The sequence below is a fragment of the Halobellus captivus genome (genome assembly GCF_003697845.1).
GTDB classification, from domain to species: domain Archaea; phylum Halobacteriota; class Halobacteria; order Halobacteriales; family Haloferacaceae; genus Halorubrum; species Halorubrum glutamatedens.
Genome location: NZ_RDQE01000021.1, coordinates 15,405 through 29,257, shown reverse-complemented (window position 1 = coordinate 29,257; position 13,853 = coordinate 15,405). Strand labels below are relative to the sequence as shown.

Annotated in this window: 7 protein-coding genes and 1 pseudogene; 2 read left to right on the top strand and 6 right to left on the bottom strand. The window is 54.9% G+C overall.

What is annotated here, in order from left to right; genetic code table 11:
* Positions 1 to 91: 91 nt before the first annotated feature.
* Both EAO78_RS16680 and EAO78_RS16675 read right to left on the bottom strand, forming a co-directional pair.
* Positions 92 to 817, bottom strand: a pseudogene (locus EAO78_RS16680) (BREX-5 system adenine-specific DNA-methyltransferase PglX); the annotation flags it as partial.
* Between the two features lie 71 nt (positions 818 to 888).
* A complete protein-coding gene (locus EAO78_RS16675; protein ID WP_136516534.1) occupies positions 889 to 2,358 on the bottom strand; it encodes a pentapeptide repeat-containing protein in 1,470 nt (489 codons plus the stop codon).
* 107 nt (positions 2,359 to 2,465) lie between these two features.
* On the opposite strand from EAO78_RS16675, the gene EAO78_RS16670 reads away from it, so the two are divergent.
* Both EAO78_RS16670 and EAO78_RS17790 read left to right on the top strand, forming a co-directional pair.
* Positions 2,466 to 3,548, top strand: coding sequence for a hypothetical protein (locus tag EAO78_RS16670; protein ID WP_122106906.1), 1,083 nt, complete (start codon positions 2,466 to 2,468; stop codon positions 3,546 to 3,548).
* The gene (locus tag EAO78_RS17790; protein WP_136516533.1) at positions 3,545 to 4,693 is read left to right on the top strand and encodes a hypothetical protein; all 1,149 of its coding nucleotides are present in this window, start codon (positions 3,545 to 3,547) and stop codon (positions 4,691 to 4,693) included. The genes EAO78_RS16670 and EAO78_RS17790 overlap by 4 nt, the downstream gene beginning before the upstream one ends.
* A gap of 22 nt (positions 4,694 to 4,715) precedes the next feature.
* On the opposite strand, the gene EAO78_RS16665 is transcribed toward EAO78_RS17790, so the two are convergent.
* The 4 genes from EAO78_RS16665 to EAO78_RS16650 are packed head-to-tail and all read right to left on the bottom strand — an operon-like array spanning position 4,716 to position 13,751.
* Entirely contained in the window at positions 4,716 to 8,555 is a 3,840-nt protein-coding gene (locus EAO78_RS16665; protein ID WP_122106905.1) for a hypothetical protein, read from the bottom strand.
* The gene (locus tag EAO78_RS16660; RefSeq protein WP_122106904.1) at positions 8,552 to 9,172 is read right to left on the bottom strand and encodes a BREX protein BrxB domain-containing protein; all 621 of its coding nucleotides are present in this window, start codon (positions 9,170 to 9,172) and stop codon (positions 8,552 to 8,554) included. Before EAO78_RS16660 ends, EAO78_RS16665 begins: the two co-directional genes overlap by 4 nt.
* Positions 9,169 to 12,915, bottom strand: a complete 3,747-nt coding sequence (locus tag EAO78_RS16655; protein WP_122106903.1) for a hypothetical protein — start codon at positions 12,913 to 12,915, stop codon at positions 9,169 to 9,171. Before EAO78_RS16655 ends, EAO78_RS16660 begins: the two co-directional genes overlap by 4 nt.
* Positions 12,915 to 13,751, bottom strand: a complete 837-nt coding sequence (locus EAO78_RS16650; RefSeq protein WP_122106902.1) for a BrxA family protein — start codon at positions 13,749 to 13,751, stop codon at positions 12,915 to 12,917. Before EAO78_RS16650 ends, EAO78_RS16655 begins: the two co-directional genes overlap by 1 nt.
* Positions 13,752 to 13,853 lie beyond the last annotated feature (102 nt).

Genomic DNA, 13,853 nt, shown 5'->3' with positions numbered 1-13,853 from the left:
GCCAAAAGTGTCCTTCGTCTCGTTTCGGCGCTCTCACCATGTCAGACCAGCCTCTTGCTGCCGCCGCTATCGAGAGAGTGGACAACTAGCGATTGTCAGTGAGCATCCGGACGACCCAGTGGGGGGTGTAGAACTGGTTCGCCGGTGGGACGTCCTCGGGTTCGAGCCCTTCGCGGTCACCCTTGCGACGCAGATCGTCGAGTAATTTTACGTTGTAGTATTCATAGACCCACCCAAGCACATCATCGGCGCGCCACACTTCGTCGTTGACGCTGTCGAGCATACGGCAGAGTTCCTCTAAGGTGTCGTCGTCGGGGTCGATGAGGCTGTACGCCGAGGAGCGATCGAACAGTATCTCGATTTCTTCGGCGAGATCATCACATGCGTTGTGATACGCCTCTAGAATGGCTTCGTCCTCCAGCAGGAACTCCTCATGGACGAGGGTCTCGGCGGCGGGTGTCAGGCCGTTATCTTTGAAGACGGTGACCTCCTCGTCTATGAACCCTCGCACTTCCATGCAGCGCAGCGCGGCCAGACGATTGACAATCGTGTAGCCCACGCCAGTCACGTACTGATCGAAGGCTTCCGACCAAGTTTCACCGTCGACAGCTTCGAGTTCGATCGCCTCTACGAGCTGTTGGGTATCCTCGTCCAGCGAGTCGATGTCCTCGGGCTCGTCATCAAGCCCTCTCTGCGTAAGTTGGAACTCGACGTTGTCCTCGACGCGGTCCCGCATCTCGGTGACGACGTCTTCGAGATGTTCACGCTCTTCCTTGTCCAGTTGGGCCTTCCGCTGGGAGAGAGAATCGCTTTCCATAGGAGGTGATCTGTATGCTATGTTCGAATCACACTACTGCCTTTAATGTTGCCGAGTGGGAGGGACTATTCTTAAGATGTGGCTCTTCGACCCAATACGAATACCAACATCGCAGTTAGGAGTGCACCAAGAGCTGTCTCTCCTAGTGCGATCCATTCGCTTGGGCCGACTGGGGTGACTGCGCCATTTGTCGGGCTAATCAATCTACGAAGGCTATAAAACAGAAATGAGAGCATCGACTTAACTGAGACACCACCGGCCAAACTGTATCGTACTGTCTCTTGGGAGCTGAATTTAAGGCCCCAAATAGGATACAAGAGACTGCATAGCAAAATCACTCCGAGAGAAGCCCATATGACTTGTTTAGCGCTCTCCCCATATTTCATACTCCAACGGAGAGCACTCCATCGAAGCCAAGAGAAATCACCGTTAATGTACGAAATCTTTCTCTTCACTTCCTTTTCCCGGATATTGAAATTCCTGCGCTGCTCTGGAACGGGATTTTCTCTATAGAGTTGTTTAATGTCGCGGTAGATTCCCTCGGCCTCTTTGAGCTTACTTAATTCGGGTCGTCTGGATGATTGGCGGGGATTCCTGTTGAGTAGACGGCTTAATGCCCCGACCATCCGATGACGATAGCCAAGTTGTTCTTGATAATGCTCTCGCTTAGACCGGTACGTATCACTATACTGTGAGTCTGAGTCAGCACTTGGACCACGCTCTGTACAGATTTCACCCGGCGGAAGGTTTGTCCAAGACTCAATCCATTCCCACTCTGCATCTCTGTCAGCCGAAAACTCTCTGCAAATCTGCGATCCAAAATCAGTTTCGTGGTCAACCTCTGCGTCACGCAAATCTACGTCAAACAAATCAGCATCGGTGAAAGACCCACCTCGAAGGTCAGCGGCCTTCAAGGAAGCACCCTCAAATTTTGCTTTTCCACAATCACTTTGGTGCAACTCAGCCGTATCTAGTTCCGCACTGCGGAAGTTCGCACGAATCAGTTTTGCATCGTGTAGCTTGGAATCCACAAAGGCCGCATCGGCAGCATCTGCATGTTGGAATTTAGCCGAACTAAGGTTTGCAGATTTAAAATTTGCATTATGAAGTGTAGCGTGTTGGAACCGTGTATCAACGCATTCCGAGTCCTCAAACTGAGCCTTTCTGAGACTTGTCTGGTCACCATCAAAGCTCGCTGATCTGAGGGTGGCCTCTCTGAAGCAAGCAGAATCCAGCTGTGCGCCTTGGAAATTAGCCTCAGTTAAATCTGCCCCAGCGAATTCCCCCGCATACAACGTTTTATTGCTGAAATCGATGCGATCACCTAATCGAAGGCCTTTAAGAAATATTCCATCGAGTCGATTAGCTGAGTCTTCCCATCGGTCTGCAAGCATATCAACCGGTTTCTGAGGAGTCTCCGCATGCCAGAGACACCGGTCTCGATCTTCCCAAGTAGGTTCCTCACAGGCGACAGGGGGAATGCCGTCGGGAAGATTTGCCTCGTCTTCCGTGTACCCACACACCTGATTAGAGTCGCTCACTTTTTGTGCGTATCATCCGATTCACTTATACAAATGGGGAAATATTGCTTGAGTTCAGTTTCGCCCCGGGCGATTAACTTATGGGAGCACTACATGATTATCCCATAATGGAAGTCTTCGAGGTCCCACCAGATGAGTTCGAAGACGGTCCCGAGTTTAATCGCTATCTCTCCAGAAATTACAGCGCTCTATCCGACGACGATCTCTATATCATCTCAGGAGTCACGGAACTCACCCAAGCGGAATTTGAGGAGCAACTCGAAGAGCGCGGCTGGAGGACTGATCGAGAATATGGAGAGATCAAAAAGATCGGGCGTCAATATTCCCAAGATCATCGGGCAGAAGCTTATCTTCACTTTGATCAAGATGAGCAGCTTTTCTTTTTCTATACCGATCAACGAAAAACAGAGGAAATAAACGATGCTGTAGTACCGTTATTGCGGACGATTAGAGGAGTTCACTACCTGTATATCAGTCCCCGGATTTTGAAGGAGGTAACTGAACAGATTGCTGAACAGAACGAATCAGCAAAAGTCACCGAGTTTATCGCAAAGAGGACTGAGGGAACCGAAATCCCTGCATTAGAAAGACCGGATGAAGAGCGGACGATAAACTACTACGGGGACGATGGCTTGCGCACGTTACGCGAAGTTGAAGAAAAGTATGGAGTGCTCCCCCATATCCTCGAGATCGACATCCCTGGTGAACTGAATTTCCGAATTGATAAAGAAGGGGTGTTTAAGCTGAAAAGCGGCTCTCTAAGCTTGATGTTCGAGTATCTTGATGAGTGCATTACTCAGTGTCTCGATATTAAGGAAGCGTATGATAGCACTCGCGTTGAGGACATCGAAATTGCAGAGGACAACGTTGTCTCACAATCAACACCTGCTAGAATTGAACTTGACCTAGCATTCGACGACCTTGGGCCGCTCAAGACAAGCCTTCAGGACAATGATTACGCTCTCATTGATACTAATGCTGAGAGAGGATCAGTTTACTTCTCGTCTAAGATATATGACCAAGAGAATAATTTATTCTTTAATGTAAGAGCCGATGAGAACGCAATTCGAGTTTTCCCCAAAGAAAAGCGAGACATCAGTACATTCTTTCGGTTCTTTGAGATTGTCCAGTCCACTGTTGATGAGCGTGCCGAACCTGAATCTATTAACTATCCCCTCGCCTCATCATGAGTTCTGCTGAGACCGAGCTAGAAGTTCTCGAATACTACCTGTCTGAAGTAGATAATGGTAACTATAGGAACATAAAGGAAGAGGAGTTTGAAAATTCAATCGAAGATGAGGATGCGGTGGAGGCAGCAGAGGAACGATACGAGAACCGGAGAGACGAAGCTCAACATAAAAAGAAGGTTCGTACGACCCTCATGGCGGCGTTTCTCCGAAACGGACTCATCGAACGGGTTACCAACTGGGAGTTCAAGAAACTGTTCCCTCTACGAACGCTTGATATTGATTCTGCGGATGTTCTTATCGGAAACCAAACTGACGGGTCAATAATTCTAATAATCATACTACCTTTGAGGCAGCGGCCTAGTACAGGAATTGAGGATGCAGTTGAGATGTTAGAGGGCGTTAGAGACAATAATAGCACTCTCTCTGACGACATCGGTCTTGACTTCCGGAACGATCGAATTCAGACAGCCATCGCGATTGAACCAGCAAGAGCAAACGACACTGCAACTGCAATAGAGCAATACGAACAATCCAATACAAATCCTGAGGAATTCTACGTCTGGCGTATCGCCGGAACCCAAGGTGAAAAAATTGATGTCTTTACTGACTTTCCAAGGAATTCTGGTTCAGATCGACGGCATGATGGCGATCTCGGCCAGGAACTAGTTGAAGGAAGGGAAGTAATGGATTCACCTCATGTTTTGCCCGATTTCTTCTATGATACTCATCACAGTCTATTACTGGAACATACTGTCACCAAAATGGCTAGTAATCGAAACGAAAGCGAGATCCCAAATACACACTTCTCGCGCCAAGAACTCCAGGACTACTTTCGGGATACATTGCATGGGTCAGACTCGAATCACAAGGCAACTCAACTTGCAGATAGAGTCCTCAGACTTTGGGAGCATATCGAACTAGTAACTGAAGTGAAATCATCGAACGACCAAATCGGAGATGGGAGTACATCATACCGCTTCAAATCTCGAAAACAAAACCCAAAATCAATCTATGATGACATCGCAGAGGACTATGACCAGAGAAGTGTTGAATTCTTACTTGAGGTTGAAGCAATGGAAAAAGCGATAGACCAATTCAAAGAGGACAAAGGTATTCAGGCAGACTTAGCAGCATTCAGCACCTAATTGTGAACCGAAAATTTGGTCGTCAAGAATTCTCTTCGATTAAGACAATACTGTTTTCTTCAAGAGTGTCAATCCTCTTTGATATGCCGCTGAGGCGTCTTAGCACGGTTTTAGCTTCGGATAGTAGCTCATCTGCTTGTTCCCCAGTAGGACGTTCCTCTGACTCAACAGCAGTAGTAACTCTGTCTGTGATGCTAGCGTGGGGAACTTCCTGTCTTAGTCGTTCAGCAACATGTTGGAGTTCCTGCCACGTTTCTCCCCCAGTCTCTGGTTCCTGAGGAGATTTAGCACGCTCCATGAGCTGGCGCACACGTCGCTCTGAGGGTGGCCGTGATGCGGCGAGCGTAGTCTCGACGGACTCTGTCGTCGGTGAGTCTGGGTGCTCCTCACGCAGCTCTTCGCCGGCTGCCCGTAGCTGCGACCAAAGAGCCGAACCGTCAGAGTCGTCGAGGAGGTCGCGAACCTGCTCGTACGTCTCGGCCTGTTGGGCGACAGCGGAGTCGACGACATCACTTTCCGACAGATCCTCGCCGGCCCATGCAGCTTCGAAGACATCCTCCAGGTTGCCAAGTACGACGTCGTCGAACTCATCAGTAGCCCCATCGACGATCTCTCGAACGTCGTCCTCGTTCGACCGTAGCCACGCGCTCAGATCGGCACAGATGGCTTCCGGGTCAGAGTCAGCGACGGTCTCACCTGTGATCCGCCGGTACTGAGCCGACGTTTCGTTGACTCGATGACCCTTCGCGTCCTCAAGCCGTGACTCGACTGTTGAAACGCTGGGGACAGTATCGCCTTCCGCTGTCGCTCGCATACTGGCAGTGATCGACGCGTTCGGATAGAGCGAGGTCATCGTGTCCAGCTCGTCGCTGAAGCGTTCCCAGAGTGTCGACCCGTCTTCGCTGACGCCAAAGAGTTCACGAGCGTTCGCGAATGTCTTCGCCTCCTCGAGTATCGTTTCGAGGTCATCCTCACTTCCGAGGTCGGACGTCGAAAGCTCGTCCCCGCCGAGGGCTGGGTCGACCGTTGCCTCGAAGGCGCTGAGCGGCACATCGAACTCACGGCTGGCGCCTTTCAGCGTCCGCTTGACAGTCGCACTGTTCTCGTTGACCCATTGGCCGAGCTCGCCCAACCACTCGTCTGGTCCGTCACCCGACGGCTGTTCGCCGATAACCGTCGTAACGAGCTCTCGCACCGTCTTCGGGTCGATAATCTCGACGCCGAAGCGGACCTGGAGTGAGGTTAGTCCCCCTTTGGTCCGCACTTGTCGGCCGATGGCGGCGGGATCAGACACGTATTCGGTGTCCTGCTTGAGCGCGACTGACTCGTTGGAGGTTGCAAGTGTGATGAGCAGCGCCGCGATCGACTCCTGTGGCGTCCCGCGGTAGTCCCCGTTGGCAGTCTGGGTCTGCTGGAGGAGTGTCTCGACGTCGACGGATTTCTGTGCCTCGTACGTCTCGATGAACTCGCGACACCAGCCCGTATCTGCGACTTCCGCGTTGGCGGTGTCGACACCAAGCATCGCGGCGTCCGCGTCCGAAAGGGGCCACTCACCGCTCCCGCGGAAGAACTTCGCCATCGCCTTTGCGTCGTCGACCTCAACGAGCGGCCGCGAGAGCGTCTTTCGAGACGATCCGAAGACAGCGTTGACCTGGTCTTCGACGACGCTGTCAAGCACGCTCGAGCGCGCCCCACGGTGTTCGTGTACCGTGTACACCGACGCGTCTACGAGTATCTCCGTCACCGATGATTCGAGGCGGCGTTTGTCGGCACGGTGCTCGCGTTCGAGTTCCTCGTGGGATTCGGTCTCCTCGTCCAACACCTGCCCCATCCCGATGACGTTTCGGATTCGCTCCAGCATCGTCTCCGGAACGTCGACGGTGATCAGGATGTGTTCGCCACCATCGCGACCGTTGTTCACGTCCTGCCACGTCTCGGTCTGCTCCGAGACAGTATCGTGATCATCGGCCAGCACACGAACGCGAAGCGCGTCGTACTCGGGTGACGGGGCTCGGTCAACTGGTTCGAGGATGGAGTACTCGTACCGTAGTGGGACGAGGCGCTCGTCGCCGACATCGACCTCGTGGCGGCTGCCGTCACTCCTGAAGAACGCGTCGTTCTCCCGCAGCCGCGTTTCCACCCACGCCGACAGCTGATGCGGCGATATCTTCGCGGCCTTATCCTGCGCCCGACTGAGGATGCTCTCCTGTTCCTCGGAGACGAGCGTGTAGACCTCGTCGCCTTGGTCGTTCGTCTCGGTGAGTGCCTTCTGCTTGTCGACGAGCGTCTCCAGTCCCGATTCGGTTCGCTCGACGACATCGTCGACGGACGCCGTGACGTCGTCGACCATCAACCGACCGAGGTTCTCTGGCGTCGATGGGACAGCGGGCGTCTGGTTCAGAAGGTAGAGTCCTTTCGCGAGGCGGACTTCCCACGCATCCTCGTCACCGTCGAACGTCGGGACGAGCGTGTTGTCGATCATCTCCTGGACCCAGAGCGGGAGGTACGTGGTCTCCTCGACCAACAGGTCGAACAGAACGCCCCACGTGACGAGCGAGCCCTCCTCCTTCGACGCCCACCCGAACTTCGTGAACAGCGACCGAACGAGGACGAGCAGTGCTCGACCCTGAATGTAGTCGCGATCGGTCGACCGTCCCTGCGTGATGAGTTCCTGCATCACCGCCCGCAGGAGCGACAGGTCGTACTCGCGGAACGGATAGGACTCGACTGGGTCCGGATCCGCGCTCGTCACCGACGAATACGTGTCGAGTGAGAGATCGGGCATCGACGCCACCAGTGACTCGACACGTTCGCGTCCCTCGGGGTCCGACTTCTGGAGCCATCGCTTCCGGACGATGATCTCAGTGTCCGCTCCTTCAAGCCGTACCTGTTGATGCGTCCAGTGATCTTCGGGCGGCTCACCGATGAGACTCTCCCGTGTATCCGGGAGGGAGTACTGTCCGGTGGTGACCACGACCGGGTTGGGCCCACGCTGTAGTGCCTCCATTGTGTCCTCGAACTCACGATAGCGATGGCGACTGTCGCCGACGAAGAGCGCCACCTCGTCTAAGCCGAGCAGCAATTCGGTCCGTTTGCTGCCGCCGTTGAGAGCCGCTGTTGCAGTCTCGACCCGTGAGACGAGGTCCTCGGGATCGAATTCTTCTGGATCGACATCCGCTTCTGCGGTCTCGATGGAGGCTTTCACGCCCGAACGACTGTTGAGTTCCGTCCCGGATGTCTCTTCCATCGCCGGCAACGCCTCGTAGAGCCAGCTGCGGAGGGACGCCCGTTCTGCGAGTACGTCGTCGAATGTCTTCCCGTCATGCTCGAACGTTCGGAGGGCTTCCCAGACCCCATCGTACTCCATGTCCAGCGTCCAGGCCCACTCGAGCAGCCAGTTCGGGTCGGTCGGGTATCCGAGATCCCGACCAATCGCCTCGAAGATGAGGAACGGCAGCGGCGGCTCTTTCGACGCATCGCGGTCAAGCAGGTTGAGGAAAACTGGCTTGAGGCGGTCGACGTGAGAGTCTGTGATTGACTGCTGGAGTTCGTCGAACCCGGGCCACTGTTCGGCTAGTCGATCACCCAGATAGGCGAACTCGGATTCGTCGTCGGCGAGGAGGCCGACCAGCTTCAGAAGGTGGGTCTTCCCCGAACCGAACGTTGCGTGGATGTAGAGGAACCGCGCGGCCTCACCTGGATGGGTCTGGATAGCTTCGCCGAGCGTTTCGAGGACCTGCTCGGCACTGTCGGTTTCGTAGAACTCTCTCACGTCGGTCTCGGCTCGCTCGCGAGCGTTGACTTTCTGTACTTCTTCGAGCTGTCGCGTCGGATCGCTGTGGAAGAGGTCGTCGATAGTCATTGGAGATGCACCCCCTGTATCTGGCCGTCAATCTGGTGGGCGGGGTAGTAATGGCGTGACTCACCGCCGAAGAAGCTCAGCTTCCCGCCGACGACGTCCCCCGGGAATGGGATTCCGATGGTGGACTTTACGTTCCGACGGTCAAGCTCGTCCAGCAGTTCCGATGCACGCGTGAACGGATACAGACTGCCGAGATTGAGCAAGAGCACCACATGGCTCTGGGTCTCCAGCTGGGTTTCGCTGAGCTCGTGTTCGATCATTTGCTGAACGAGTTCTTCAGCAAGCCGGTCCTGCATCGTCTCCTCGATACGCTCACCTGGCGACGTATCGCCCTCGAGTTCAGCCAGGGGTTCGCCCAGGTCGACGAGGAGTTTGTACACATCGGTCCGTGGCAGGAGTTCGTCAAGCCAGATCGGCTGGACGGTTACGTTGTCAGGAATCTCTGGGGCTTCCTTTCGTCCATCGGACCAGGTCGCGAGCCTATCTGCGACCCGATGCTCGACTGCTGGGTCGACAGCAGCGATGACGAACGGGTTACGAATCCCGTGTTGCCCCTGAGCGAACGTCCGTAGTTTCTCCTTGAATTCATGATACGGCGACGAACTCGTCTGGCTCATCGAATAATCACCCCTTCGTCAGTCTCCTCGATATCAAGATCTTGTTGTTCCACGAGACGCTCCAACCGCCGGTTCAGTTTCTGCCGATCGTCAGGAACGATACCGATTTGATCGACGTCGTCCGGCGATCGATCCCCAACGATCGACGACAGTTCATCGAGCCGGCCATCCAGTTCACTCGGGCTGTACTCGATGGTTTCAGCGAGCGGCTCTAACTGCGCCACGTCGTCAGTGATCTCGACGATGTCGTCTGAATCAGCATCGGTAGACAACACTGTGATCGCGCTCTCGATGGTTTCGTACCACTGCTGGAGGTGGCGCATCGGAGTGATGTATTCGCCTTCGAAGGCGACGTGGACGCCTGCGGGAAGATCAGTAGCCGGAAGAATCCATGGATGCTCCTCAATACGACTGACTAGTTCACGCAGGCCTCGTTCGTCAACGAACGCGTTCCACGACCTCTCAAGTTCGGGTGCGAGGTCGGGAACTAATTCTCCGGAGAGTGTACTCCACCCATCGGTCGTCCACCACTCCCCATCGAACGATGAGACCGCAGATGAGCGGGACTCGATAGATGCTTGAGCGTCGTCGTCAACCCAGTCGAACTGGCGGTTTCGAATTGTTAGTACCGCGTCGAGCTGGTGTAGTGTCGAAAGACGCCGGTTCCAGACGTCGGTTACCTCTTCGACCCACTCTTGGGCCTCGTTGGTCTCGTCGATGACATCCTCGATGCCGTCATCTTGTGACTTGACGGTTGAGATGCGATTTTCGGTAGTATTGATTCGTTCCGCCAGCTCATCAGCAAACGCATTGAGTAAGCCAGCGACTTCGTCGGTTCGCACGTCGGTGTCGACGACTAGCGTGACGTCTTCGCGAAGTCCGGTCAGCTTCGAGCGAATCTGCTGGTTGGCTTCTTGGAGGTGGATGAGACCATCCGCGACCGTTTCAGTTGTCTCTTTGAATCCACCCTCTTCCAACAGCTTACTCAAGTTTGTGCGTGGAAGGAGTTTCAACCTCGTCGTCGAGAGGCTATCGAGGTCAAGGACGGCTTCGTCCTCCAGCGTGTTTCCGTCTTCGTCGATTGGCAGTAGCCTCCCCTCCCGACAGAATCCCCAGATGATCGCACAGAGAGCAGGCCGGGCCTCGTCGTAGAATGGCTTCTCCTCGGCGATTCCGTCGAGAACGGTGTTCATATTGAGTCCTTCGTCGCGGCCTTTCAGCTGCCGGCCGGTGAGGGACATTACGTTTCGTTGAATCGTCTGTTTACCCTGCCCACCATTCTGGCTCGACGAGGGGACTTGGATTGTTCGTGCCCACGGCGGGAGCGGTGCATCGCTGTCGAGTTCGCGTAGTTCTCGCAGCCGACTTTCGTCGACCTGGAGCATCATCGGGTGGAAGTCGTCGGGATAGGCGACGTCGACAGTGGCTTGTATCGCCTTCGAGAGACCACCGATGTCCGTCCGATCTTTCACCGTATAGGAGCCACTCATCATTGCGCTCGTTAGCTTACTTCGGACGGCGTTGGCACGCTGTTCGAGGTCACGCTCGACGGCTGGTGGGGCGTCACGCGTCGCAATTGCGTCGCGAAGTGCCCACCACTCAATCATTCGTTTGCGAAGATCTTGGAGGCCATCCGTATCGATCTCCCAGTAGAGCGTGTCCTCGTCGGTTTGCTCTGGTTCTATATCTGGGCGGACGCCCTGCACATCGACGTCGATGTCCAGCCCCCCTTCGGCTTCAATACTGCTCTCGAATGCTGTCCCGTCGAGTCCGAAGTGATACGAAACGGGATACTCGTCACTGGATTCTCCGTATGGGACTGACTCTGGTAGCGATAGGTCCTGGGTGATGTGATTCCAGAGATGTTCGTCCAAGGTGTCGACGACGTCGTCCCAGTCGGGGTCGGCTTCATTCTCCTCGGTCTCGTCGTAGATGAGGCGTTCTTCCTGTGTCGCGAACCGATAGCGAGGCCCACTTTCGTCTTGCGTCGGCCGAATGAACTTCTGCAGTCGATCCAGTGATTCCTCGACCCGATTGGTCGTGCTAACCCACGATTGGCCGTTCAGGTCGTCCATGACGGCGACCGCGATATTCCCCTCGTTCAGGGGAACGATTTCGTGGACGTGCTGGAGCAGGAGTACGGCCTTCGCAACGTCGAGGTCGAACTCTTGAAGCTCACTTTCGCCGTTGCCTATCTCGTCAGCGATGCCGGTCGTCTCGTCGGTGCCCTCGACGACCCGCATATCCTGCGGTAAGATCTCACGGAGTTCAGGCTCAATCAACTCGAAGAAGTCGACCAGCGAGACGATATGGTCTTCCTTGCCCTCGTCGACCCAGTCGTCCAGCAACCCGTGCATAAGCGCGAGAATGGCACGGGCAGTCCCCGAGAAGATGGACTTCGCCGGGTCGTTTGCCTCTCGACGGAGGTTGAACAGGATTTCGAGGAACAGCGGCGCGTGATACGGCAGGAAGGGGTAGAACTCTACGAGCTCCTCATCATCAATCGCATCGAGTGCCGGCTTGGTGTTCTGTTTGATTTCGTTGTACACGAGCGACTCAGCCGGTTTCACGTCGGCGTCGTCAAGGACTCGCCGAACCGCGTCCTCGCCCGTCTCTGACTTCTGGAACAGCCGGCGTTTGGCGATGTCTCCGACGTGCTTGCTCGGAAGCTGATACCGGTGCGGGAACCGGTCTTTGACGATACTGAAATCGGCCCCGTGGGCCGCGAACTTGGGTTGGACATCTTCGATTTTTGCCTGCGCCGTCGCGACAAGCTGAATGTCGCCGTCTCCGATGTCGTCGACGTTTTCCGCGAGTGTCTGTAGTTCGGTGAGCCGCTCGAAGTCGGTCCCAATGAAGAGGCTCACCTCGTCGAGCAGGAGGACGAGCTTGACTGGTTGCTCAAGCTCCGCTTCACGTTCCTGGCGCAGCGATTCCAGTCGACTGACAACCTCTTCTGGGTCAATATCCGAGGGTTGGAGATCGGTGTAGCCGTCGCGTGTCCCCGTGACACCCTCGAACAGCTTCGGAAGCACAACATCGGACAGCGCACTGTACTCCTGGACGTCGGTCCAGAGGCCGTCAGTTCCCCACTCGTATCGCGGTTGATCCGGTGTCACTCCCTCGACGACTGATGCAGCTCGATCCTCTCGTTCTGGCCAGGCGTCGGTCGTTTGATACCAGTCTTCGAAGTATGCGACGTCAAGCTGGGAGGACAACCCAGTCGAGACCCCGTTATTGACGCCCGTGAGTATCGGATTCTGGTGGGCGTGCCGGAGAACAATTTCACTAAAGCTGCGTTGCTTCTGACCCTGATACTTCAGCAGGTTCACTGAGACAGGGATGACGTGATATTCGGAATGAACGGATTCCCACTGGGTTCGGAGCGTATCGAGGTCCCCACTCGCTGACGCATCCGGGACGAGGTTACTCCAAACCTCGTCGGAGCGGTCCTGGAGCCACTGAGTATCCATCAGCCCATCCAGAACTGTGAGGAGGTGGCTCTTTCCGCTCCCGTAGTACCCGTAGAGCCAGTAGTTCGACCCTGTACGCATATCCTCTGCTTCGCCGAGCAGTCGTTTGACGAAGTCTTCGAGGAAGCGCTGGGAGTCAGCCGTAACGTGATATGACTCAATGGCTTGTTTCCGGTGCCGTTTCTCGTCTGCAGATTGGTCCTCGCGGTCGATGCGTACCGATTCCTCGAAGTCCTCCGGTAAGTCTTCAAACCATGTTGCGTCGACCATTATTCAGCTCCCCCACTCGTAATCGATGAGTACGGCTCGTCGGCCGGCCGCAGTTGGAGACTTCCATGGAGATCGACAAACTCCCACGCTTCCGTCTCTGCTGCCCGATTGTAGAGTTCCTCCCAACGGGCGCTCGGCTGGAATAGGTACTGGAGCCCAGTTGGTGATTCGAACCACTCTTCGTCGCCTTCCTCATACGAGTAGCCCATTGCGACGAGGAGTGGCGTCTCTCCTAGTGATGGTGGATTACCGACGACCGTTTGCTGATTCTCCAGGGCGCCGATTTCGCGCATAACTGACCGCAGTCCTTCGCACCATCTCTCTGTCGTTGAGTCCGCATAGTCGAACGGTGTCTCGTCAGTGTATTCGAACTGGTTCAAGACGGAGGTGAGTGTCTCATTAGAGAAGTCAAGAGATTCGGGAAAGTCCTCAGCAATGCGTCGGGCATATTCGTGAACAGCATATCGAACGAGCGCGTCATCGGCGACTAGATAGAGGTAGAGCACTTGAGCTTTGTCTCGCGATGACGAACAGGTATCCAAGACGGCGGGAAGATCACTTGGATTAGGGAGGGTGGCAGGTGCGTTTTTGAATCGTGATGAGAGAACGCGGTATATTTTCTGGGAACTCCCCTTCGTACTGCGGTTCGCACGTCGTTCCTCAAACCAGATTTCCTTGACCTGGTTCCAGTTCCCGTGTTCACGGTACAACCGAGCGATCTCTTCTGCTCGGTCAGGTAGGAGGCCGCACATGGTCAAATCCATGTTGACCTCTTCGGGAGAGAATGTACGGGAAAGAGACGGCGGTCCGTTATCGCCGTCCGGTAGAGTGTTCATACGATGGTGGAGTCAACCAACCCACTTTACTATTTGTCATTGTTGGATATTCACTCCGCGTTAGTCAGAATACGCGTAGAGGAACCAATAAAAATGAAGTGA